This is a genomic window from Rugamonas sp. FW305-51 (assembly GCF_058786935.1).
The window spans coordinates 206,040-227,918 of the sequence record NZ_JBYSZG010000004.1 but is presented as its reverse complement, the minus strand read 5'-3'; the positions used below and the strand labels follow the sequence as shown (position 1 = coordinate 227,918).

21 protein-coding genes are annotated in these 21,879 nt (G+C 61.0%); 20 read left to right on the top strand and 1 reads right to left on the bottom strand.

From position 1 onward, the window contains the following. The first annotated feature begins 1 nt into the window (after nucleotide 1). The 17 genes from AC3WOS_RS05020 (at nucleotide 2) to AC3WOS_RS04940 (ending at nucleotide 17,282) form a co-directional block, all read left to right on the top strand. Complete coding sequence (locus AC3WOS_RS05020) at nucleotides 2–226, top strand: phage head-tail joining protein (RefSeq protein WP_492714744.1); 225 nt, start codon at nucleotides 2–4, stop codon at nucleotides 224–226. Between the two features lies 1 nt (nucleotide 227). After that, a complete protein-coding gene (locus AC3WOS_RS05015; protein ID WP_492714743.1) occupies nucleotides 228–1,679 on the top strand; it encodes a phage portal protein in 1,452 nt (483 codons plus the stop codon). 67 nt (nucleotides 1,680–1,746) lie between these two features. Then, nucleotides 1,747–3,801 carry a prohead protease/major capsid protein fusion protein gene (locus tag AC3WOS_RS05010; RefSeq protein ID WP_492714742.1) on the top strand — a complete coding sequence of 685 codons (2,055 nt, stop codon included), beginning with the start codon at nucleotides 1,747–1,749 and terminating at the stop codon, nucleotides 3,799–3,801. Between the two features lie 63 nt (nucleotides 3,802–3,864). Next, nucleotides 3,865–4,197 carry a DUF2190 family protein gene (locus AC3WOS_RS05005; protein WP_492714741.1) on the top strand — a complete coding sequence of 111 codons (333 nt, stop codon included), beginning with the start codon at nucleotides 3,865–3,867 and terminating at the stop codon, nucleotides 4,195–4,197. A gap of 2 nt (nucleotides 4,198–4,199) precedes the next feature. Next, entirely contained in the window at nucleotides 4,200–4,508 is a 309-nt protein-coding gene (locus AC3WOS_RS05000; RefSeq protein WP_492714740.1) for a head-tail joining protein, read from the top strand. After that, a complete protein-coding gene (locus AC3WOS_RS04995) occupies nucleotides 4,505–4,915 on the top strand; it encodes a hypothetical protein (RefSeq protein WP_492714739.1) in 411 nt (136 codons plus the stop codon). Before AC3WOS_RS05000 ends, AC3WOS_RS04995 begins: the two co-directional genes overlap by 4 nt. Nucleotides 4,916–5,000: 85 nt before the next feature. Then, on the top strand, nucleotides 5,001–5,459 hold the full coding sequence (locus AC3WOS_RS04990; protein ID WP_492714738.1) for a hypothetical protein: 459 nt from the start codon (nucleotides 5,001–5,003) through the stop codon (nucleotides 5,457–5,459). A gap of 93 nt (nucleotides 5,460–5,552) precedes the next feature. After that, nucleotides 5,553–5,981, top strand: a complete 429-nt coding sequence (locus AC3WOS_RS04985) for a hypothetical protein (protein ID WP_492714737.1) — start codon at nucleotides 5,553–5,555, stop codon at nucleotides 5,979–5,981. Nucleotides 5,982–6,016: 35 nt separating this feature from the next. Further along, nucleotides 6,017–6,394, top strand: coding sequence for a hypothetical protein (locus tag AC3WOS_RS04980; RefSeq protein WP_492714736.1), 378 nt, complete (start codon nucleotides 6,017–6,019; stop codon nucleotides 6,392–6,394). A gap of 73 nt (nucleotides 6,395–6,467) precedes the next feature. Continuing rightward, nucleotides 6,468–11,807: a tape measure protein gene (locus AC3WOS_RS04975; RefSeq protein ID WP_492714735.1), complete on the top strand. Its 5,340-nt coding sequence runs from the start codon at nucleotides 6,468–6,470 to the stop codon at nucleotides 11,805–11,807. Next, on the top strand, nucleotides 11,804–12,760 hold the full coding sequence (locus tag AC3WOS_RS04970; protein ID WP_492714734.1) for a hypothetical protein: 957 nt from the start codon (nucleotides 11,804–11,806) through the stop codon (nucleotides 12,758–12,760). The genes AC3WOS_RS04975 and AC3WOS_RS04970 overlap by 4 nt, the downstream gene beginning before the upstream one ends. Next, entirely contained in the window at nucleotides 12,732–14,930 is a 2,199-nt protein-coding gene (locus AC3WOS_RS04965; RefSeq protein ID WP_492714733.1) for a hypothetical protein, read from the top strand. Before AC3WOS_RS04970 ends, AC3WOS_RS04965 begins: the two co-directional genes overlap by 29 nt. Beyond that, nucleotides 14,927–15,409, top strand: coding sequence for a DUF4376 domain-containing protein (locus tag AC3WOS_RS04960; RefSeq protein ID WP_492714732.1), 483 nt, complete (start codon nucleotides 14,927–14,929; stop codon nucleotides 15,407–15,409). Before AC3WOS_RS04965 ends, AC3WOS_RS04960 begins: the two co-directional genes overlap by 4 nt. After that, a complete protein-coding gene (locus AC3WOS_RS04955; RefSeq protein ID WP_492714731.1) occupies nucleotides 15,397–15,753 on the top strand; it encodes a hypothetical protein in 357 nt (118 codons plus the stop codon). The genes AC3WOS_RS04960 and AC3WOS_RS04955 overlap by 13 nt, the downstream gene beginning before the upstream one ends. 25 nt (nucleotides 15,754–15,778) lie before the next feature. Beyond that, on the top strand, nucleotides 15,779–16,159 hold the full coding sequence (locus AC3WOS_RS04950) for a hypothetical protein (protein ID WP_492714730.1): 381 nt from the start codon (nucleotides 15,779–15,781) through the stop codon (nucleotides 16,157–16,159). A 23-nt stretch (nucleotides 16,160–16,182) separates the two neighbouring features. Beyond that, the gene (locus AC3WOS_RS04945; protein WP_492714729.1) at nucleotides 16,183–16,785 is read left to right on the top strand and encodes a glycoside hydrolase family 19 protein; all 603 of its coding nucleotides are present in this window, start codon (nucleotides 16,183–16,185) and stop codon (nucleotides 16,783–16,785) included. Beyond that, nucleotides 16,782–17,282 (top strand): hypothetical protein, encoded by a 501-nt coding sequence (locus tag AC3WOS_RS04940; RefSeq protein ID WP_492714728.1) that lies wholly within the window; start codon nucleotides 16,782–16,784, stop codon nucleotides 17,280–17,282. The genes AC3WOS_RS04945 and AC3WOS_RS04940 overlap by 4 nt, the downstream gene beginning before the upstream one ends. A gap of 43 nt (nucleotides 17,283–17,325) precedes the next feature. On the opposite strand, the gene AC3WOS_RS04935 is transcribed toward AC3WOS_RS04940, so the two are convergent. Continuing rightward, the gene (locus tag AC3WOS_RS04935; protein WP_492714727.1) at nucleotides 17,326–18,336 is read right to left on the bottom strand and encodes a DUF3800 domain-containing protein; all 1,011 of its coding nucleotides are present in this window, start codon (nucleotides 18,334–18,336) and stop codon (nucleotides 17,326–17,328) included. Between the two features lie 169 nt (nucleotides 18,337–18,505). Here AC3WOS_RS04935 and AC3WOS_RS04930 point away from each other — a divergent pair, with 169 nt between their 5' ends. The 3 genes from AC3WOS_RS04930 to AC3WOS_RS04920 all read left to right on the top strand — a co-directional run bounded on the left by AC3WOS_RS04930 (nucleotide 18,506) and on the right by AC3WOS_RS04920 (nucleotide 21,879). Then, nucleotides 18,506–19,294, top strand: coding sequence for a DNA adenine methylase (locus AC3WOS_RS04930; RefSeq protein WP_492714726.1), 789 nt, complete (start codon nucleotides 18,506–18,508; stop codon nucleotides 19,292–19,294). A gap of 121 nt (nucleotides 19,295–19,415) precedes the next feature. Continuing rightward, nucleotides 19,416–20,204 carry a hypothetical protein gene (locus AC3WOS_RS04925; RefSeq protein ID WP_492714725.1) on the top strand — a complete coding sequence of 263 codons (789 nt, stop codon included), beginning with the start codon at nucleotides 19,416–19,418 and terminating at the stop codon, nucleotides 20,202–20,204. A gap of 703 nt (nucleotides 20,205–20,907) precedes the next feature. Further along, nucleotides 20,908–21,879 carry a hypothetical protein gene (locus AC3WOS_RS04920; protein ID WP_492714724.1) on the top strand — a complete coding sequence of 324 codons (972 nt, stop codon included), beginning with the start codon at nucleotides 20,908–20,910 and terminating at the stop codon, nucleotides 21,877–21,879.

Sequence of the window (21,879 nt, the reverse complement as noted above, 5' to 3'; positions counted from 1 at the left end):
TATGACAACCTTTACTACAACCCAACTGGCTGCGCTCGACGCTGCCATCGCATCCGGCCAGCTGAAGGTCAAGTACGACGGCAAGGAGGTTGAATACCGCAGCGTCGGCGAGCTGTTGAAGGCGCGCGGTTTCGTATACAGCCAGCTGGTGGATGCCGGCCTTCTTTCGCCGCCCCGCCTTTCCAATCGCGGGCCTGCCTCGCTCGCCACTTTCAGCCGAGATTGATATGAACTTTATCGATCACTTCATTGCCTTCCTCGACCCGGTTGCCGGCGCGAGGCGAGCCCATGCTCGGATCGGCCTGGACATGGCGCGCAGCTACGACGCTGGGAAGCGTGGCCGCCGCACCGCAAACTGGTTCGCAGGTAGCGGTAGCGCAAATGCCGAGATCGCGCCATCCCTGGAGATCGTACGGAATCGTTGCCGCGACGTGGTGCGCAACAACGAATATGCGGCCCGCGCGCTCGATAGCCTGGTGGCCAATACCATCGGCGATGGCATCACCGCCAAGGCGCCGGACCAGGCCTTATGGGATAACTGGTGCGAATACGCCGACGCGGACGGCCAGCTGGACTTCGCTGGCCTGATTGAACTGGGACACCGCACCCGCCGCGAGAGCGGTGAGGTGCTGTTCCGCTTCCGTGCGCGGGCGCCCGAAGACGGGCTGCCAGTGCCGCTGCAGATCCAGGTGCTGGAACCGGATCACTTGGACGCGACCAAAACCGGCCAGCTGGCGAACGGCAACTTCGCGATTGCCGGCGTCGAATTCAACCAGATCGGCCAGCGGGTTGCGTACTGGCTGTATCCGGTTCACCCCGGCGAGGTGGCGACCTATCGACTACGCTCGCTGGAGAGCAAGCGTGTGCCGGCGTCCGAGGTGCTGCACTATTACCGCAAGCGCCGTCCGACGCAGGTGCGCGGCATGCCCGAGTTCGCCGTATCGCTCCTGCGACTGCGTGACCTGGCCGACTATGAGCAGGCCGAGCTGGTCCGTAAGAAGATCGAGTCCTGCTTTGTGGCGTTTGTCCGGACTGACGACACAACCGTGCGACTGGGCGAAAGCAGTGCCGGCGGAAAAGGGCCGACGCAAGAGAAGGTTGCGCCTGGAATGATCAAGTACATCTCCGGTGCAGAGGGCGTGGACTTCGGCAACCCGTCGTCCAGCGGCGGCTACGGTGAATACACGACGACGCAGTTGCACGCCATCGCCGCTGGCGCCGGCCTGATGTACTCGCAGATGACGGGAGATAACTCGAAGGCGAACTACAGCAGCCAGCGTGCCGGCCTGGTGGAGGTGCGCCAGATGATTAAGGCGGAGCAGTGGCTGGCCCTGAAGCCGATGGTACTGGCGCCGATCGCGCGCCGATTCCAGGAGGTAGCGCGGCTGGCAGGTCGCTCGCGCGGTCCGATCGTGCCTTTTATCTGGAACATGCCCAAACTGCAGTGGGTAGATCCGCTGAAGGACGTAATGGCCGAGAAGGAGGCTATTCGCGGCGGCCTGACCTCGCTGTCCGCTTCGATTCGTGAGCGTGGCGACGATCCGGACAAGGTGTTTGCCGAAATCGCTGCGGAGCGCGAGCAGCTGCGCACCAGCGGCGTACTGCTCGATACTGATTCGTCGGTCAGCGAGAAGCTGCTCGATGGCGCCACGGCCGCCAAGATCATCGGCGCCGACTAAGGCGCACCGCTTCAACAACCAGCCCCGCATGCTTCGGCCTGCGGGGCTTTTCATTTGAGGAAAGCAAATGCCGCAACCTGCAACAGAAGTACAGCAGATGCCGATGTTGGGTCGCTTGGCGCCGGTGACGAAAGTCAACGCCGAGTCGCGCACCGTCGAGCTGATGTGGGGCAAGGGTACCCGAGTCATGCGTTACGACTACTGGGGCGAACGCTACTACTGGGAAGAGCTGAGTATGGACCCTGCGCACGTGCGCATGGGCCGCCTGCAATCGGGGCGCGCCCCGCTGCTTAACACCCACGGCCGCTATGACCTCAGCGATGTGCTGGGTGTCATCCGCACCGCATCGATTGCCGATGGCGAAGGCCAGGCCACGGCGGAATTCTCTAAGCGCCAGGACGTCGAGCCTTACTACCAGGACGTCGTGGACAAGATCATCGGCAATGTGTCGGTTGGTTACACGACCCACCAGATCGAGCGCATTCCACCGGCGAAAGAAGGCGAGCTGTGGACCTACCGTGCGATCGACTGGGAGCCGACGGAAGTATCGCTCGTTCCGATCGGGGCCGACGCTGATGCTGGCGTGCGGAGCGATCCAGGCGCGCCGCCACCGGCGAAACCCGAAGGCCGCACTTTCCCGTGCACCTTCGTCACCCGTAGCAATCCTGAACTGAACCCTCCGGCAGCCGCCGGCAATCCAACCCGAAAGGAAAACCCTATGCCAGATCCAATCAATCCATCGGCGGCCCCTGCTGGCACTCCAGCCCCGAACAACGACCAGGCCCGTGCACTCGAAGCCGCTCGCACAGAAGGCGCGCGCATGGAATCCGAGCGCCAGACCGGTATCCGTGAAGCCGTCACCCTCGGCGGCCTGGAGCCTGCCTTCGCCGACACCCTGATCGCCCGTAGCGAAATGACTGTCGCAGACGCAGGCATGGCTGTGCTGCGCGAGCAGGCCAAGCGCAGCGCTGCGAATCCTACCCGTGCTGCGGCGGACATCCGTACCGTGAGCGACGAGACCGATGTGCGCCGTGCGGCGATGGCCGATGCCATCACCCTGCGCGCTAACCCGAACGCAGCGATCCGCACCGATGCCGGTCGCGTGGAAGCTGCTCGCCAGTATCGCGGCCATAACCTGATCGACCTGGCCCGCTCCTGCATCGAAGCAGCCGCCGGCAACACGCGCGGCATGAACCGTCGCGAGATCGCGGTGCTGGCCCTGAACCTGGATCACGATATGCGCGGTCGTGCTGGCATGCAGTCCACTTCCGACCTGCCGCAGATCCTGGGCTCGACCGTTAACCGCACCCTGCGCGCTGCTTACGAGATCCAGCCTCGCACCTTCGTCGGCTGGGCTCGCCGCAGCACCGCGCCGGACTTCCGCCAGGTGGCGCGTGTGCAGCTGTCCGAATCGTCGGCCTTCAAGAGCGTTAAGGAGGGTGGCGAGTACAAGGCGCTGCATTTCGGCGACGGTGCCGAGAAGTACGCGCTGGCGAAATCCGGCGGCATCATCGCCCTGACCTGGGAGTCGCTGGTCAATGACGACCTGGGCGCTTTCGATCGCATCCCGACTGCGCTGGCTGCCGAAGCTGCAGCGTTGGAAGGTGACATCGTGTACGGCATCCTGACCGGCGCACACAAGATGTCGGACAACAAAAACCTGTTCCATGCCGATCACGGCAACCTGGCTGCGGCCGGCGCCGCGATCGACGACGTCGCACTGGGCGCGGCGCGTGCAGCAATGCGTAAACAGAAAGGCGCACAGGGCCGCGTGTTGAACCTGACGCCTTCCTTCCTGATCGTGGGTCCGGACAACGAGACTGTCGCGAACAAGTACACATCGGCCTCCTTCGTGGCGGCCAAGGCCGGCGATGTGAACCCGAATTTCAACACCTCGCTGGAAGTGGTGGTCGAAGGCCGCATCGACAGCAAGGACTGGTTCATGTCCGCAGCGCCTGGTCTGATCGATACGGTCGAGTACGCCTACCTGGAAGGCGAAGAAGGCCTGTACACCGAGCAGCGCGTTGGCTTCGAAGTGGATGGCCTGCAGATTAAGGCACGTCACGCGTTCGCGGCCAAGGCGATCGACTTCCGCGGTCTGTACCGCACCCCTGGCGCGTAAGCGCAGCACCCCGCAGACGTCTGTGCAGGCGTCTGCACAACTTTCCATCCATAAAGGAATTGCATGAAAAACTACGTTCAAAAGGGCTCCACGCTGACCCTGCTGGTTGCTGCCGCTGTCCTCGCTGGTGAGGCCGTCCTGGTGGGCAAAATCTTCGGTGTCGCAGTGGCCGACGTGGCTGCTAACCAATCTGGCGACTTCGAATGCGAGGGCGTGTTCGAGCTGCCCATTCTGGCGACCGACGTTATCGCCCAGGGCGCCATCCTGTACTGGGATGCGGGCAACAAGCGTCTGACGACCACGGCCGCCGGCAACACTCGTGTCGGTGTTGCGACGGAAGCGAAGGCAGCTGGCGGCGCGATCGCGCTGCTGAAGATCGACGCCGTCATCGCCTGACGATGGCGTTCGGTGAAGGCATTTTCTGGCAGGCGTTCAAGACGGCGGGCATGCTATTCGAGGCTGAGTACGTACCGCCGTCCGGTCCGCCGGCTCCCTTCGACGTCGGCTATACCCGGCCGGACCAGATCGTGATGGAAGGCGTGGCGCACACCACCGACTACACGATCGAATACCAGGCGGCGGATATGACGCTGGCGCGCCATTCCGTGGTGCGCGTCGACGGCCAGACCTTCAAGGTCGCGGAGCCGCCGCGTGCGCGGGGAACCGGTGAATTCTTCATCGCCATTCTGGACAAGGTGAACCCATGACGACCCGGCGACAACGTTACATCGATGAGCTGGTCGCAGCCTTCGTTGCCGCCGGCGTGCCGGCGACCATCGAACGCACGATCGAGGGGGCGTTCTCCTATGAGGAGGGCACAGTCCTGGTCGTGCATCGCGGGCGCGAACGCCCCACGGCCAACGTCGGCGGCGGTGCTATTCGCGACTGCGAACTGCGCCTCTCAACCGTTACGCGCGGCGGTAGCCCGGAGGATGTTTCCGACGCTGTACTGGCGGTAGCGCATCCAATCCTGATGGCATTCAAGTCGGAAGGTTCCCTGGCTGTAAGCGAGGTGGGCACCGACGAGCCGAAGTATGCAGACGGCAAGGTGTGCCTGATCACGGCGCACTACGTCCTGAAGTACAAGACGAGCCCTGGAACCCTGGGCACGTAGCTGCTCAATGCCAGCTCTCTTGGCAAATGAGTATCACAACCGCCCGTGCCATGTGCGCGGGCATTTTTTTTGAAAGGGAACATGCATGAGTGGTGAAAACGTCACGACTGTTGCTGGCAGTGAGCTGTGGGTCAGCGCGGTAGGTCCGGCTACGAACGACAAGATCGGCTTCGAGGCCTGCGATTGGGTAAAGGTGGGTGAGATCACGGACATGGGCACCGTGCTCGGCCGCGACTACAACACCTCGAACTATTCGCCAGTGGACAAAGCGCAGCAGATCGAGAAGAAGGCCAGCTACAAACTCGGCTCCACTGAATTCAAGTGCGGCTGGGATGAAGACGACGCCGGCCAGAAGATCGTGGATGCGGCCTCCAACAACTACTCGATCCCAGGCTTCAAGGTCGTCAAGCAGGACAAGGCGATTCGCTATTTCACGGCGCAGGTCTCCAAGTTCGTCGAAGAGATGGGCTCGGTTGACAACGTCGTGATGGGCGCCATCACGCTGCTGCGCCAGACCGACACGATCCGCGTGGCGGCGCCGTAAGTCGGCCTGCTGAAGCAACACAACCCGCAGTACCCATGGCGGCCAGCACTTGCTGGCCGCTGTCATTTAATCATCCTGAATTAAGAGAAAACCATGACCGATATCCGCAAATTCTCCGTTACCCCGACTTCCACCCTGCACCTGCGCGACTCCGACGACGAGCCGATGTTCGCCGACGGCCCGGATGGCCAGCCTGACCAGAACCGCCCGATGATCGCGGTGCTGTACGGCCCTGGCTCCAAGCCGTTCAAGAAAGCGCAGGCCGCCGCCTCCAACAAGACCATGGACCGCCTGAAGAAGAAGGGCAAGACCGATCAGTCGGCAGAAGAGCAGGCGCGCGAGAACGCCGACTTCCTTACCGCCTGCACCGTGGAACTGCAGAACGTCGAGTTTGACCAGCTGCAGGGCGAGGCGCTGTTCAAGGCCATCTACACCACCCCGGAGATCGGCTTCATCCCTGAACAGATCAACAAGCACATCAATGACTGGGCAAATTTCTCGAAGAGCTCGGCGACCAAGTAAGCCTGTACGTGCGGTACTGCGCATGGCTCGACGCCGTGCCGGTGCCTGACAAGCCCCCTCCCAAGAACGCTCCCAAACCGATTTCGAGGCGGGAGCAGTTCAAGAAGGATGGCATCACGCCCGTGATGCCGCCAACCGGAGCTGCGGGCTACATCGCCGAGTACCTGTGGGAAGTCGGTCCGACCGAAGCGGCCGGTATGGGTGTGGGCATCGTATCGCACCAAGAAATAGCGGCGTGGCAGGCCAACATGGGCTTCGAGCTTCACCCATGGGAAGTGGTAATGCTGCGCCGGCTGTCGCTCGACTACGTCACCGAGGGCCGGGCCGCAGAAGACCCATATTGCAAGCCGCCGTTTGGTGACCTTTACCGCAATCCGAACCTCAGCAAGCTGCTTGACGAGGCACTGGATTGATCCGACGCCAAAGCGGCGAAACTGGCCCATTCCAGGGCCGCATCCATACGAGGAACACATGGTTGTAGGGGATATGGAAATCCTCCTGCGGGCGGACCTTGCACGCCTGCAGCGGGACATGGCGCAGTCGCGCCAGGTTGTATCCGAGTCGATGGCCGGCATTACGCGTGCCGTCGATCTCGCGAAGGAGGCGCTGGCCTCCATCGGCGTAGGTGTCGGTGTCGCGCAGGTGGCCCAGCTGGCGGACGAGTACACGAAATTCACGGCGCAGTTGCGCCTGGCAACGCAATCACAGCGCGAATACGGCCAGGCCTACGACGACGTGCGGCGCATCGCCAAGGATGCGCAGGCCGGATTGGCGGGCACGGGCACGCTCTATGCGCGAATTGCCAATGGCACGCGCGAGCTGGGCATCTCGCAGCAGCGTGTGGCCGACATTACCGAGGTGGTGAACCTGGGCCTGAAAGTCTCCGGCGCCACGGCCGCTGAATCGGCGTCGGCCCAACTGCAGCTGTCGCAGGCCTTCGCTGCCGGTGCGCTGCGCGGCGAGGAATTCAACGCCGTGAATGAAGCGGCGCCCCGCCTGATGCTGGCCCTGGCCGATGGCCTTGGCGTGCCGGTTGGCGCGCTGAAGAAGATGGCATCCGAGGGCGAAATCACGTCCCAGGTGATGGCCGAGGTGTTGCCGAATGCACTGCAGCAACTGCGTGAGGAGGCGAAGCAGGTCAACACGATCGCCGGCGCCTTCACCGTGCTCAAGAACAACGTGCTGGAATTCGTGGGCCAGCAGGCCGCTGCGAACGGCACCGTGTCGCTGCTGGCCGGCGGCATCAACTTCCTGGCCAATAACCTGACGCTGCTGCTCGGCCTGGTGCAAACCCTGACCGCCGCGAAAGTGGCAGCATGGATGGCGGGATGGGTGACGGAGATTTACACCAAGATCGCTGCCGACCAGGCCGCGCGCGCTGCCGCTGTGGCCGCGGCCGAGGCGGACCTGGCGCGCGCTACCGCGTCCGGTGCACTGGCAGCTGCCACACAGGCCGGGATCATCGTGGCGCGCGAAGAAGTCGTCGCGCGGCTCGCTCAGGCGCAGGCAAACATCGCCAGCGCTACGGCAGCCATCGAGGCGGCCACGGCGGCCGGCGCACAGAGCTTTGCCTTGCGCACGCTCCGCCTGGCCACGGCCGATCTGGCGCAAGCCGAGGCGTTGCGCGCAGCGATGGTCGCAGAGCTGGCCATTCTCGGCCAGCAGCAGGCGCGCGTAAGCGCCCAGGCGACCGCCGCAACCGCTGCCCAGGCGGCTGCCACAACCGCCCTGAATGCGGCCTCCACCGGTGCTGCTGCCGGCGCCGGTCTGCTGCGCGGTGCGTTGGGCCTGCTGGGCGGCCCGATCGGCGCCGTCGTCACGGTACTCGGTCTGGCCGCGACGGCATGGGCCGTGTGGCGAGATACCAGCAAGGATTCTGCCGAAACTGCGACGGAGGCGGTGCGTGCCAGCACTGAGGAAATCATCTCCGACATGAACAAGCAGATCGCGCGCATCGAGGCCCGCAATGCGGCCGCAGCGCGTGGCGTGCCGACCACCAAGTCCGAGACGCCGGCAGCGCAGCGCCTGGTCGAGGTCGATGCGCAGATCCAGCGCCTGATCAAGCGGGAGGGCGAATATGCCGCCGGCGCCGAGTTCGGGAATCTGAATGTGGAAGCCCGCGTCGAGCTGCTCAAACGGCTGGGCGGTCAGTACAACGACCTGACCGTGATTGTCGAGCGCTTCAACAAGGCATCGGCGGACGAGTCGGCCCGCAAGAATGCCAAGACGCATCTGGACTTCATGAAGGAATACGGGTCCAAGGCGGACAAGGCCGAGGCGGAGATCAAGAAGTGGAAGGCGGCGTTGGGCGATGCCTTCAGCAGCGAGGACGAGGCCAAGATCCGCAAGCACTTCGAGACGGTCGACCAGGGGGCCAAGAAGGAAGTATCGGCGTACGAGCAGCTGGTGACGGCGATCAAAGCCAAGGCCGCTGAAAACGATCTGGAAGCGCAGGCGGGCGTCAATGCTACCGAGAGCCAGAAAATCGGCATCAAGGTTGCGCAGGAGCTGGCAGCAGGCACGCTGAAGCTGTCGGCCGCGCGCAAGTCTTCCATCCAGTCTTTGCTGGAAGAACAGGCTGCTTCCGAGAAGCGCCTAGCCAACCAGAAGATGGAACGCGAGGTGGCCGACTGGATCGGCAAGAGCACCATCGAGCGCAAGGCATCGAGCGCGGCGCTGGCTGAGGAATACGCGCTGTACGGCAAGAGCAGCGATGCGCGTGCCATTGCGGCGGTGGCCACGCGCGCCGAAGCGGATCTCGAAAAGTACCTGCTGGAGCAGCGCAAGGCAGGCCGTCCTCTGACCGATGAAATGATCGGCCAGTTGCGCACCGAGTCTGCTGAGCGTGTGAAGGTGGAGCAGGCCACGCTGGCGCAGACCCGCGCGCTGGGCTATGCGGCCCAGCTGGCGGAGGAGAACAAGCGTGCGGCGGCCGAAGCACTAGCCGATCCGCGTGCACGCGCTACGGCGCTGCTGCAGATCGATGCCGACAACTGGCAGGAGCGTATCCGCCTGGCTGGTGCCGGCACCGAAGCGCAGAAGCGCCTGCAGGCCGAGTACAACACCTGGTATGCCAACCAGAGCCGCAAGGTGGTGCTCGACGTGGATGTGACGCGCGCCACCGAAGTGCTGAAAATCTTCGAGGGACTGGACGATGCGGCCCGATCGGCTGCTGCCGGCATGGAGGCGTCGTTCGGTCGCGTGGGCAAGGCAATCGGCGGTCTCACGACTGCGCTAACTGGTTACCAGCGGACGCAGGCTGCGATCGCTGCCCAGCTTGCCGCCGCGACGAAAGACGCTGGCGGGGATCGCACCAAGATTGAGAAGGCAAACGCCGGAGCGGCCGTCGCATCCGCCCAGGCGCAGCTCCGAAGCTACGGCGACATGGCCAATGCCGCGAAGGGCTTCTTCAAGGAAAACTCGGCCGGCTACAAGACCCTGCAGGCGGTCGAGAAGGCTTATCGCGCTGCCGAGATGGCAATGGCGCTGCAAGCCATGGCGAAGAAGATCTTCTTCAAGGAAGGCGAGGTCGCGGCAAACGTGGCGCTGAACGCGACCAAAGTCAGCGGCGAGGCGGCCGCTACGGCGGCATCGACTGGGCTGGCGGCGACCGAGGCCAGTGCCTGGGGCGTAACGGCAGTGGTCAAGGCAATCGCGTCGATGCCATTCCCGCTGAACCTGGCTGCCGGCGCGGCAACGCTGGCTGCTGTCGTAGCCATCGGCGCCAAGATTGTCGGTGGGCTGGGTGGCGGCGGTGGCGCCAACATCGCCAAGGAACGGCAGGAGGCGGCCGGTACGGGCACCGTGTTGGGTGACGCCAATGCGAAGTCCGATTCGATCGCCAGGTCGCTGGACCTGATCGAGAAGAATTCGGGCATTGAGCTGTCGCACACTGCCGGCATGCTGGCGTCGCTGCGCAGCATTGAGCACTCGATCTCAGGGCTGGGCGGCCTGCTGGTGCGTGACGCGGGACTGACCGGCAAGCTGAGCGGCGACAGCGTCGGCTCCGCCGAGGCGTTCGGACGATCGACGGTGGCCATGGCCATTACGGGCGGTGTAATCGGTGTGACGCTGGACAAGCTGACCGGCGGACTGGGCGGCAAGGTCCTGGGCAAGGTACTGGGCGGAATTTTCGGCGGGAAGGTAACGACCCTCGATACCGGCCTGACGGCCGACCGTGCATCGGTGGGTCAGGTGCTGGCGGGAGGCATTCATGCCAGCCAGTACACGGACACGAAGAAGTCCGGTGGGGTCTTCCATAGTGACAAGTACAGCACCACGCTGACCGCCCTGGGAAGCGAGGCGGATGATCAGTTCACCAAGATCATCATCGGTCTGGCCGACACGGTGAAGCAGGCCGGTGGGCTGCTCGGCATCGGGGGCGACGCATTCACGCAGCATCTGAATTCGTTCGTCGTGGAGGTCGGCAAGATATCGCTGAAGGATCTGTCCGGTGAGGAGATCCAGAAGCAGCTGGAAGCGGTGTTCTCCAAGATCGGCGATGACATGGCCCGCTTCGCGGTGGGCGGCCTGCAGCAGTTCCAGCAGGTCGGTGAGGGGTACTTCGAGACCTTGACCAGGATCGCGTCGGACTACGCAAACGTTGACTCCATCATGGCGTCGATCGGGCGCACGTTCGGCATGGTCGGCATGGAAAGTATCGCGGCGCGGGAGCGCCTGATCGAGCTGGCCGGCGGCGTCGACAAGCTGGCGGAGAAATCGCAAAGCTTCGCGGAGAACTTCCTGAGCGAGTCGGAGCGCCTGGCGCCGTTGCAAAAGTATGTAACCGAGCAGTTGGCCTCGATGGGGCTGGCCAGCGTCACGACCCGCGATCAGTTCAAGCAGGTCGTCCTCGGCCTGGACGTCACGACCGAGGCGGGCGCTAAGCAGTATTCGGCGCTGCTTGACCTGGCCGACGCCTTTGCCAAGGTGACCCCGGAACTGGAAGAGACGACGAAGGCCGCCGACAACGCGGCGCAAATTGCGGCGGATCGGAAGCGGCTGGAAGGGGAAATCTACGACCTGACGCACACCGAAGCCGAAGCCTTGGCCCGCAAACGCCGCGAGGAACTGTCCGCGATGGACGAATCCCTGCGGCCGCTGCAGGAGCGCATCTACGCGCTGACCGACGAGAAGGCCGCTGCTCAAGAGGCGGCGGAAGCGAGCCGGAAGGCGCAGGAGGCGATCGAGAAGGCGCGGCAGCAGGCCAATGAAACCATGCTGTCGTTCGGTAACGCCCTGGTTGCCACCATGCAGCGCGCGGAGGAAAGTGCGCGTGCGCTGCGTGCTTACCGCGAGTCGTTGTTTGGGAGTGAGCTGTCCCCACTCGGCAGCCAGACGCGGATCGACGTCGCGAAGCAGCAGTTCGAAGCCGCCGACGCTTCCAATCTGCAGGAGGCGTCGAACACGTACCTGAATCTGCTCAAGACCCTGGGCGTCGGTGGTCTCGACTACGCCAAGGCATTCTCCGCGGTGCAGGCGCGCGCCGGCTTGGTGGCGGATCAGCAGGCGAAGTTCGCCGCGTCGATCCCGGCCTTCTGGCAGGCGATCAATGGCTTTGGAGCGGCCAATGGCTCGCATGCGAACGGGCTAGCCAGCGTGCCGTATGACGGCTACAAGGCGATCCTGCATCGCAATGAGCGCGTGCTGACGGCGCGTGAAGCGGCCGAGTATGAGGACGACTCGGAGTCGGGAGACGAGACGGTGCGCTTGCTGCATGAGCTTCTGACCGAGGTGAAAGCCGGAACGAAGAGCAGCAAGGCGGTCGCGGACACGCTGGCTCGGGTGACGCGAAACGGTAACACGGTCAAGACGGAGGTTGCATGAGTTTTAACGTCATTCCGCCACTGCAGATCACCACCGCAAGGGTGGTGAGTTCTACGGTGGCGGAGCCGGACGCCGGCGAGGTCGAATATAACCCGGCTACGTCGTACGCCCTCGACGCCCAGGTGATCAGTTCAACTACGCACCGCAAGTACCAGTCTCTTCAGGCCGCGAATCAGGGGAAAGCCCTGCCGGTCTGGCCGGCGACCCAAAACTTGTGGTGGTATGACATCGGGCCGACCAACCGCTACGCCATGTTCGATCTGTTCCGAAATACGGCCTCGAAGAAGGCGGGGGTGCTGGAGGTTGTCCTGGCTCCGGGCGTGCGGATCGACTCGCTCGCCTTGCGCGGACTTGTCGCGTCCTCCGTCGATGTCCTGATGACGAGCAATGGGAACGTGGTCTACAGCTACTCGAAGAGCCTGAACGTGAGGGAGGTGAGGAATGCCTACGAGTACTGCTTCAAGGAGTTCGAGATCCAGTCCAGCCTTACGCTGCTCAACCTGCCGCCGTACACGGGGGCGCAGCTGAAGGTGACGCTGCAGAACACCGCAGGAGCTGTCGAATGCGCGTCGTTGGTGATCGGACAGCGGGTCGAGATGGGAACGATGCTGGCCGAGGCGGAGTCGGACACGTTGAACTTTTCCACGATCGAGCGGGACCCGACCGGGATGGCAGTGCTGCAGCCGGAACCGAACGCGCCGACTTTGGTGTCACAGATCCTTGTGCCCATCGAGTCGGTGCGCGTCGTGCGCCGGCTACGCGATCGCCTTGCCGGCGGCGTGCCGGCAATCTACTGCGGTATCGCCGACGACTCGCACCCGTATGCGGAAGCCGTCGATATCTGCGGCATCTACAAGAAGTTCACTATCAATTTGAAGAACCAGACTGAGGCAATCGTCAGTCTGCAACTGGAGTCTATATCTGATGGCGCAAACCCAACCACCAGTTCTTGATCCGCTGCCGCAGGCGCCCAACCAGAGCCAGCCTACGGGCTTCGCAACGGTAATGGACACCTTCCTGGCAGCCCTTGTCATTTTCCGCACGCAGATCGTGGCCTTCGGACTCAATCTGTACAACAACGCCGTCGATGCATACCAGAGCGCATTGGCGGCGGCAGCGAGCGCATTGGCTTCGGCGAACAGTGCGACGGCGGCAAACCTGAGCGCCCAGGCGGCAGACGCCAGCGCACAGGCAGCGGCCATCGGCTCCAATGCCCCTAAGTGGGTGGCGGGGCCGTATGCCGACGGGGTAATTGTCTGGTCCCCATCCAACCGTAAGCGCTTTGCCAAGGTAGGCGCGGCCGTGTCCAATGTGGACCCGGCGCTCGATAATACGGGCGCATGGACGAGCCCCGTCGATATACCTGGGACTGGCAGCAATACCGCGAACGTGGCGGCCGGTTCGACGTTGGTGCTGTCGTCGGCCGGCGCCATGGTGCAGAACCTCACGCCGCTGGGGCCTGGCGCGTCAATGCAGTTTCCTCCAGCGAGTGCCATGCAAGCCGCAGTGGCAGCGGCATACGCCTGTAACCAGGGTGTTCACCAGCTGGGCGTGCGTGATGGCTCCGGCGTGCTGAAGCAAGTCATGCCCGCCGGCGGCGCAGCCGCCTACACGCTGGCCGACGTCAGTAGCGCGGCGGGCCGCTGGGACTACCTGGTTGGCGGCGATGACGGCATCCTGTCTTTCTTCGATGCGGCGTTGCCGAGTGGCTGGAGCTACCTCACGTTCCGGCCGAACTTGCCGGCGTCGACCGGCGAGATCGATAAGACTTTCCTGGTGGTGTCGCCGACTTTGATCGTATGCCTGGTCGTTCAGGGCGCGAGCGTTGGTCTGCTGGCATTCAATCCCGTTACGGGCGCCATTAGCTCCGTGCAGACGCTTACTGCCTCGTATTCAACGGACTCGAAGTTCATGCTGGTGAAGATGAGCGCCACTACGGTCGGCGTGTTCTGGGGGCAGGCATGGAACACTCCCGCGTCGGCCCGCGTGGCTGGTAAGCTGATTTCCTTCGATGCGGCATTGGTCGCAGGCGTCGGGGCAACGGCGCTTGTTCCAGCAGGTGGGTTCGTGTTCGATGAGATCAATGCCTTGGTCTTGAGCGGCGGGGCTGTGGCAATTGCAGTGCGCGGCCAGACCGCGTCGCAACCGTATTACACAGGTTTTGCGGTGGCCGGCTTGACGCTCACGCCAGGGGGCGCACCTTCGCAGTTCGGAACGCCCGTACCGGGGACTGGCGGCGCTGCTCCGCAAATGACGGAGGTTGGGCCAAATTGTTTCGCGGTCGCAGGCATTCCTACCAATGGTTCGAATGCCTATGTAATCACGTACTCGATCAACAACGCGACCGGGGTGGTTGCAGCGGCCGCGACTTCGCCTGCTGTGCCGCTCGGTGCCGGCTATGCAACGCCTGGCCAGGCTTCTGTTGTGCAGCTGCCAGGCACGACCAAGTACATTGCCTATTGGCCGCAGACAACTGGCACAGCCGTGGCGACAGCGTTCACGCACATCTTCAACATTACGACCGCCGGTGCAATCTCCGTGATTAACGGTCAGGCAGGCCCTAACACGGTTGGCGGGTATTACCTGGGAAATCCCGGCTACCGTTTGTCAATTCAGGGATTCGGTGGACCTACGCCTGGGATTGTGGTCCCGCACTCCGCTGCGTCGGGAAGTGTGCAGCCGCAGTATTCGCTCCTGAGCGAGAGCACCGGCACTCCAGGCACGGTGGCATACCAGCCGAACAAGACGACCGCGCAAGGCGTTGGTGCCGAGCTGCAGTCGCCAACGCCAGGCACCTGGTATCTGCAGTTTGGCACCAACTCGCTCTATCGAGTGACCTACAACAGCGCAACCGGTGCATGGACGCAGACGCTGCTGGGCAGTTTCAGCAGCAGCTACGGGACGATCTACTACGGCAACGTCGTCAACGGCATCCCGGTCATCTATGGCAGCAACAACTACGTGGCGTCGAAACGCGGCACGAAGTTTTCGGCAATCAACACCACGCCCACTGGTGGCTTCGTCATGGGGCAAAGCTGGGGCAGCTTCGAATCCCTGGGCAACTACATCGTGTTCCCCGACACGAGCAACAAGAAAATTCGTGTGATGGAGATTGCGCAATGACGGTGAAACTTCTGATTGGGCCTGATTCGCGGGTGGTGGACTTCGGTGATGTGCGCGAGGTCGACGGCGGCGGTTTCGTTGGCCCCAGCGTGACCGTCCCGGCCGAGCTGGCCGACGGGTTCTCTGTGGTCGACGCGCCGGAAGGGTTCGAGCCTGGCGTGCACGGTTGCGTCTACGAGGATGGCAATGTGGTCGTGTTGCCGGCGCCGCCGATTGAAAAGACCCGCGACCAGCTTAAGCAAGAGCGCGATCAGCGCGTGGCGGGGATTCAAGTCACGACCGCAGCCGGTGTGACCTTTGATGGCGACGAGGTCAGCCAGGGGCGTATGGCGCGCGCCATCCTTGCCCTCAAGGCTGCAGGGCAGGAGTCGACGATGTGGGTGCTGGCGGACAACGAGAAGGTGTTGGTCAGCGTAGTGGAACTGGAAGAAGCGCTCATTCTGGCCGGCCAGGCTCAGACGGCGCTGTGGCCGATCTGATGGTCGGCGAGTTCGAATTGGCCTCCGCCGCCACTGTGCGACGGCTGCGCGAGGCGCTGCTGGCCAGGCTGCGGCTGCTGGCCATCTATCCGATCTGCATTGCTGCTTCGCTGCTGGCGGCGTGGCGAATGTTCTACCTGATCGCGAGAGACCCCGACAGGGCCTGGACGATGGCTGTCGCGCACGACCAGCTGGGGAATGCCGCCCTGGACGGTGATCCCGACGAAACGGTCAGCAGCCGCGCGAATCGTGCGCGTGCAGCCGGCCGCCGTTGGGGCTGCCTTCTGTGCCGCGCCCTGGACTGGCTTGATACCAACCACTGCAGCGACGCTGCAGGCGTATGACCTCCAAACTATGAAAGCGAGAGATATGAGTGAACCGATTACCAGCGCGGCCGCCGGCGCGGTCGGCTGGAAAGTGCTGGGCGGCGCAGCTGGTGCGGGGGCCATTGGTGCCGGCCTGGCTGCTGTGGTGGTGATGTGTCTAACGCCGCCGCGCAGCAGCAAAGAGTGGGCGGTGGGCATCATCTGCACCATCGTGGGTTCGTTTGCCGGAGGTGCCTACGTGATCATGCGTTGGGCCTTGCAGGCCTGGGCCTATGAGCCGTTCGGGCTGGTCGCAATGCTTGGCGTCGCGTTCGCGTGCGGCCTGCCTTGCTGGGCCTTTGTGCGCCTGCTATTCAACTATGTCGACCGGCGTCGCGATGCGGATCTCGCCGAGATCGTCAAGGACGTGAAGGAGATGCTGTGAGGCCGGACCAATTCGCAGTCATCATGCCAAAGACCCGCTCCAACGCGGGCTTTTTTGTGCCGGCCTTGAATGGCGCTATGGCGGAGTTCGGGATCGTCACCAGGTTGGATCAGGCCGCGTTCCTGGCAACGTTAGCGCATGAATCTGCCCAGCTGACGGTGCTGGAGGAAAACCTGAACTACAGCACCGAGGCGTTGGGCAAGGTCTGGCCGAAGCTCTTTCCGCCGGCGATTGCAAAGGAATATGCGCGCCTGCCAACCCGGATCGCCAACCGTGCCTACGCGAACCGGGAAGGGAATCGCGATGAAGCATCAGGTGACGGTTGGCGCAATCGCGGTGCCGGCGCCATCGGTCTCACGTTCGAGAACAATCACGCGGCATGTGGCCGATTCTTCGGCGTCGATCGCGCCCAGGTAGGAGCGTGGTTGCGTACACCGGAAGGAGCATGTCGCAGCGCGGCCTGGTTCTGGAAGAGGAATGGCGTCGGCGCCTACGCGAATGCCGGCGACTTCGACGGCGTGTGCGACATAGTCAATCGCGGGAAGAAGACCGAAAAGGTCGGTGATGCGATCGGGTGGCCTGACCGTCTGGCGCATTACAAGCTGACGCTGGAGGTATTGCAATGAATCTGGTTCTCTCGCCGCTTGCGAAATACGCTGTGGCCGTTGCGGCGGCTGCGGTGCTTTACGTCCTGGGCATGTTGCACGGCGAGCGCGTCGCTGGCCAGCAGCATATCGACTACGTCCAGGCTCAGGCCGCGCGCGGCGTCACAATTGCCAAGGCGCAGGCCGAGGTGGTCGTGCGCACCGAGATCAAGTACCGCGACCGAATCAAGACCGTTTATGTCCAAGGAGAGGAAATTGAAAAACAAGTCCCTGTACTGGTATCGCCTTCTGATGATCTGCAGCCTGGCGTCAGTGTTGGTTTCGTGCGGAGCTACAATGCCGCCTGGTCAGGTGAGCCTGCCGGACCTGGCGCCGAGTCTGACCGTGACGCCGCCGGAATTCCGCTTGCTGAAGTCGCGGAAGCCGACGCTCACAACGCCACCGCTTGCCGCGCCTGGCGTGAGTTAGCCTTGGGCGTGCGTGACTTCTACCTGCAGCAGCAAGCCGTGTTGAGGTGATGTGCAGACGTCTGCACTAAGCTGATTCGAACGGTGTAAGCGCTTAACGGGCTCCCAGGAGTGGTTTCCCTTGTGTGTCGATCGTTCGAATTATCTTTGCCGTGGCGGCGTCAACCACTCCTGCCGTTCCAAGGGATAGGAGACTGATCAGGCTTTCGCCCTTCATGCCAGTGACCATGTTGGCTCCGATGAGTAGGGCAATTTCATGCGACCTAGTGAATCCTCCTCGTAGCAGCTTTCTGATCCCAGAGGCAAGTAGGTCGGCAGCTTGAACGCCGGGGCTGGCGTCAGAGTTGACGAGCGCGAAGTCCTCCGTTAGAAGCTTCTTTGCATTGAAGCCGTCCGCTGGCTCTATGTCATATTCAGTATAGAGGTAGGTCGGTTGCTCGCCAGGCGGGAAATCAAATCGAGCGAAGTAGCTGTAATCAAACTTCGCGTCGTTGACCATGATGAATGGATCTGTAATCGACATCGACTGCATAACGGGCGCCAATACAAGTTCGAAAACTCGCTCGTACTCGGACTGCTTGACGTCCTTCTGATCTAGGCGCCAGCGAAAGAATTCAAGGGCGGCAGGATCATGCTGCGCGAAATACATCGAGCTACGGCGGACCAGCTTGTCGAAAAGAGTTAGCTGCAGCTGCATTTGCGTGTAGAGCTGTAGAGACATTGTGGAGATCGTCTCACTGAGCTTCGTAAGGCTGTCGCGCATCGATTGGTGTTGCATCTTGTCGATGTGCATCACCACTGACTTGGATTGCATTTCCCGATGATGCGAGACGAGATCAGGGGGCATGCGGCTTGCGTCTCCGGCCGCAGCAAATGCGAGACCGCCAAGGCGGCTCAGGTCCCTGAGAAATCTGATGTATCTGGCTTCTGTAAGGTGCTTGAGCTTCACTTCCTCGCCGCCACGAACCTCCGCGCGCAGGTTCGCGATGAGCTGCTCCAGCTTAGGTATTTGGCGGTCGGGGATGGCAAATGCCACGATCGTCGACCATGAATTGAGTTCGTCTGTGTGTACGAAGGTGCCGGATTCGTCTACGAAGATGTGCATCGACTTTAGTTGTTTGGCGTTATCAATGAAAAAGACAGAGCGCCGGGCCAAGCTGCGTCAACAGCATGCCCCGGCCTCAATCCACTGAGTTGGCAGTGAACCGAGCAAGGCTCTGCACCCTCCGGAGGGCGGCAGAAGTCTAGCACAAAAAGCTAATAAGGTTTACTCTGTGGCAACACCTATCATTCCCTGGATCGGCGGCAAACGACGCTTGGCCGATCGTCTCATCCCGCAGTTTCCAACCCATACTTGCTACGTCGAGGTATTCGCGGGAGGGGCTGCACTATTCTTCATGCGGCCGCCGGCTGAGGTGGAGGTAATAAACGACATCAACGGCGAGCTGGTAAACCTATACCGGGTCGTAAAAAATCACCTGGAGGAGTTCGTCCGCCAGTTCAAGTACGCGCTGTCGAGCCGCGATGTGTTCAAGTGGATGCAGGAGACGCCACCGCACGTGCTGACCGACATACAGCGTGCGGCCCGCTTCTTCTACCTGCAGCAGCAGGCGTTCGGCGGGAAGGTGCAGGGGCAAACCTGGGGCACAGCAACAACGGCGCCGCCGGTCAACTTGCTGCGCATCGAGGAAAATTTGTCAGCTGCGCATTTGCGGCTGGCCAGCGCGTACATCGAAAACATGGACTGGTACAAATGCATGGAGAGATATGACCGGCCCCACACGCTATTTTATCTCGACCCCCCATATTGGGAGACGGAGGGCTACGGCGTGAATTTCCCGTTGACCGAGTATGAACGCATGGCGGAACTGATGGTGCGACTGAAAGGAAAGGCTATCCTCAGCCTTAACGATCACCCAGACATCAGGCGAGTGTTCGCACGATTCCAGATGGAGTCGACTGGAATTTCGTACACCGTCGGCGGTGGTGGCAAGGCGGTCAACCGTCAGGAGCTGATCATCTACAGCTGGGATCGGGCTGCTGAACCGGCCGGTCTGTTCTAAGTAGTTGCGCTGTGTAGATGTCTGCACAGCGCCCGTTGTACTGGCGCACTCACCACCTTATCTTTCCAGATGGGAAAGGAGGTAGAATGATCAGCAATTGTTCTAACTCTTCTTTCCCTTTATGGATGCTACCGAGTGGGCACTACTTACAGGAATCGTCGGCGCCGCCGCATGGATTCCGCCTGTAATTACTGGCATTAGGTCATATCTTGACCGGCCGAAGCTGACCATTGTCCCTTCTCGACAGGTTACGGTTGGTTTCACCGAGTTGGGGCCAGTTCTTAACGTGAAGGTCGCCATCACGTCTAACCAAAATATTCTGGTAGATAGCGTGCAAGTGCACGTCGAACACGAGTCAGGTGCCACCTTTTCGTTCAAGTGGCATGAAGTGATCGAGGTAAAAGGGCAAGTGATAATTCCCGGGGCGGAAAGTCAGCCCGTTTACCATCAGACCGAAGCGATTGCAATGAAGATATTGCCGAGCGATTTTAAGGATGTCGAACTTAGAAATCGTTTGGCTGACCATACCGAAGAGTATAGAAGGCATTCGCGGGAATACGCAGAGAGCCGAAGGCGATTGACTAATCTAGGTCAGTATGAGCCAGAAAAATTCTTTGCATCAGGGGCAGTGCAAGACATGGTTGCCTACTTGAGGTCTCAGATGATTTGGAAGCATGGTAAGTATTCGATGCAGTTTCGCATCGGCACAAAGGGAGCCGCAAGTGTAGAAGTTCCCGAGTTGAAATTTAACCTTTTGCAAGAGGATATTGAGTTACTGCAGGAGAACTGCAACAACCTGCCCCGATTCTTGAGGAACGCTTGTTATCACCAAACTGCACAAGAGAATGAAAAAGTCGCGCTTTCGTGGTCCTGGCTGACGCAGCCCTTAATTCAAGCCAGTGCAGGGTGAATGAGTTATTAGCTGAATATAAAAACGACTATGTTATCGTTAGACGAGTTGACAACGTTGCGAGAAACTGGATACGCATTCTGCTATGGATTGGATAGAACTGTTTCTACCCTAGAGTTTGCATCGAAAATTGGGACGGTGCTTAATTTGCATGTATTAGATCAGGCATATCCGGATCGTTCTCTTGATATTCTGAGGCCCAAGGAGCAATCGGCAGAAAGTCGGAATCGATATCATGGAAATTTCGGGTTTGGTGATTACCCGGCGCATACCGACCTGGCTCATTGGCTTATCCCGCCGCGCTATCTATTGCTGCGAGGGCGCGCTGGTTCGGCATCGGTAAAAACTTACATACACGGAGTGCGGAGGGTTGAGGCTTTATTGCCGTATTCGCTTGTAAAGCGCGCGCTATTTCTTCCTCGAAGCGCTCGGGTTGTGACTGCTTTGCCCTTCGCGATACCGCGAAGTGAAGGATTCACACTAAGGTGGGACCCAATATTTATTCAGCCCGCGAATTCGTATGCGATTGCTTGCGCCGATATATTGTTGTCGGATGCGTTTGTGGCCACGCGTGACGCCGTGGTGCTAGACGATGATGGAATGGCTTTGATTATCGATAATTGGCGTAGCCTGCATGGACGAAGTTCGGTTCCATTGCGTGACCGAACGCGGATTGTGGAGCGAATTTACCTGGAGGATATTCATGGCATCTCAAGTTGATGCGCACGTGTGGTCAGTTGATGCACTGTTTGCCAAGGCGCAGCTTTACTCCGAAAGGATGGCGGGCGCAGATGGCGGGGATAGTGAGTATCCACTTTGGTCGGCAGCCTTACTTGAGCTACTTGCTCGAGCTGCTCTATCGAACATTTCGCCGGTTCTATTAGCTGATGAAAAGAACTGGCGAAATATTTCGTTTGCTTTAGGAAAGAATACAACGGCAAAACGCTTTAATCCAAGCTCGATCGGAATTAAGGAAGTACTCGCGCGACTTAGTGAATTTGATTCCCGCGTTACGTCGGAGGTCGTTAATTTTTGCGCTTCACACTTCGATAAGCGAAATTCCGAGCTACACACTGGTGAGTTCGCTTTTGCTGGATACGGATCGTCCGCATGGTTGCCGAAGTTTTATCATGCTGCCGAAGTCTTCCTCACTTGTGTTGGCAAGCAACTTGCTGACCTTTTTGCGGAGGTAGAGCATATCCGCGGACTCATTGATTCTCTTTCGGATCAAGCCGCGCATAGCGTTAGTTCAGATATCTCCGCGTACAAGAGAGTTTGGGGGGATAAAATTGCCTCCGACAAAGAGCTGCTCATTCAACGGGCGAGCGTTTGGGCGTCTAGGCACACTGGTCATCGAGTAAGTTGTCCAGCATGTGCCTGCGATGCCTTGATATTCGGAACGCCGACTGGTCCTGTCACAACTCGAGCGGATGAGGATGGGATTGAGCAGAAACAGGGGCAATTGCCTTCAAGTTTCGAATGTGTCGCGTGCGGACTTCGCATCGCGGGGTATTCAAAGCTTGCAGCATGCAATATGGGAAATATGTTTACTGCAACTACGCGACTCGAACCGTCCGAGTTCTATGGGCTCTATACCGAGGCCGATGTGGAGTCGGCCGTAGATGAGGCTGAGCGTAATACCCGCAATCAGTTCGAGCCAGATTACAACGATTAG

Bases quoted from the DNA above. Each gene is read 5' to 3' on its own strand.
- AC3WOS_RS05020 (WP_492714744.1), top strand. From the start codon at position 2: ATGACAACCTTTACTACAACCCAACTGGCTGCGCTCGACGCTGCCATC.
- AC3WOS_RS05015 (WP_492714743.1), top strand. From the start codon at position 228: ATGAACTTTATCGATCACTTCATTGCCTTCCTCGACCCGGTTGCCGGC.
- AC3WOS_RS05010 (WP_492714742.1), top strand. From the start codon at position 1,747: ATGCCGCAACCTGCAACAGAAGTACAGCAGATGCCGATGTTGGGTCGC.
- AC3WOS_RS05005 (WP_492714741.1), top strand. From the start codon at position 3,865: ATGAAAAACTACGTTCAAAAGGGCTCCACGCTGACCCTGCTGGTTGCT.
- AC3WOS_RS05000 (WP_492714740.1), top strand. From the start codon at position 4,200: ATGGCGTTCGGTGAAGGCATTTTCTGGCAGGCGTTCAAGACGGCGGGC.
- AC3WOS_RS04995 (WP_492714739.1), top strand. From the start codon at position 4,505: ATGACGACCCGGCGACAACGTTACATCGATGAGCTGGTCGCAGCCTTC.
- AC3WOS_RS04990 (WP_492714738.1), top strand. From the start codon at position 5,001: ATGAGTGGTGAAAACGTCACGACTGTTGCTGGCAGTGAGCTGTGGGTC.
- AC3WOS_RS04985 (WP_492714737.1), top strand. From the start codon at position 5,553: ATGACCGATATCCGCAAATTCTCCGTTACCCCGACTTCCACCCTGCAC.
- AC3WOS_RS04975 (WP_492714735.1), top strand. From the start codon at position 6,468: ATGGAAATCCTCCTGCGGGCGGACCTTGCACGCCTGCAGCGGGACATG.
- AC3WOS_RS04970 (WP_492714734.1), top strand. From the start codon at position 11,804: ATGAGTTTTAACGTCATTCCGCCACTGCAGATCACCACCGCAAGGGTG.
- AC3WOS_RS04965 (WP_492714733.1), top strand. From the start codon at position 12,732: ATGGCGCAAACCCAACCACCAGTTCTTGATCCGCTGCCGCAGGCGCCC.
- AC3WOS_RS04960 (WP_492714732.1), top strand. From the start codon at position 14,927: ATGACGGTGAAACTTCTGATTGGGCCTGATTCGCGGGTGGTGGACTTC.
- AC3WOS_RS04950 (WP_492714730.1), top strand. From the start codon at position 15,779: ATGAGTGAACCGATTACCAGCGCGGCCGCCGGCGCGGTCGGCTGGAAA.
- AC3WOS_RS04945 (WP_492714729.1), top strand. From the start codon at position 16,183: ATGCCAAAGACCCGCTCCAACGCGGGCTTTTTTGTGCCGGCCTTGAAT.
- AC3WOS_RS04940 (WP_492714728.1), top strand. From the start codon at position 16,782: ATGAATCTGGTTCTCTCGCCGCTTGCGAAATACGCTGTGGCCGTTGCG.
- AC3WOS_RS04935 (WP_492714727.1), bottom strand. From the start codon at position 18,336: ATGCACATCTTCGTAGACGAATCCGGCACCTTCGTACACACAGACGAA.
- AC3WOS_RS04925 (WP_492714725.1), top strand. From the start codon at position 19,416: ATGGATGCTACCGAGTGGGCACTACTTACAGGAATCGTCGGCGCCGCC.
- AC3WOS_RS04920 (WP_492714724.1), top strand. From the start codon at position 20,908: ATGGCATCTCAAGTTGATGCGCACGTGTGGTCAGTTGATGCACTGTTT.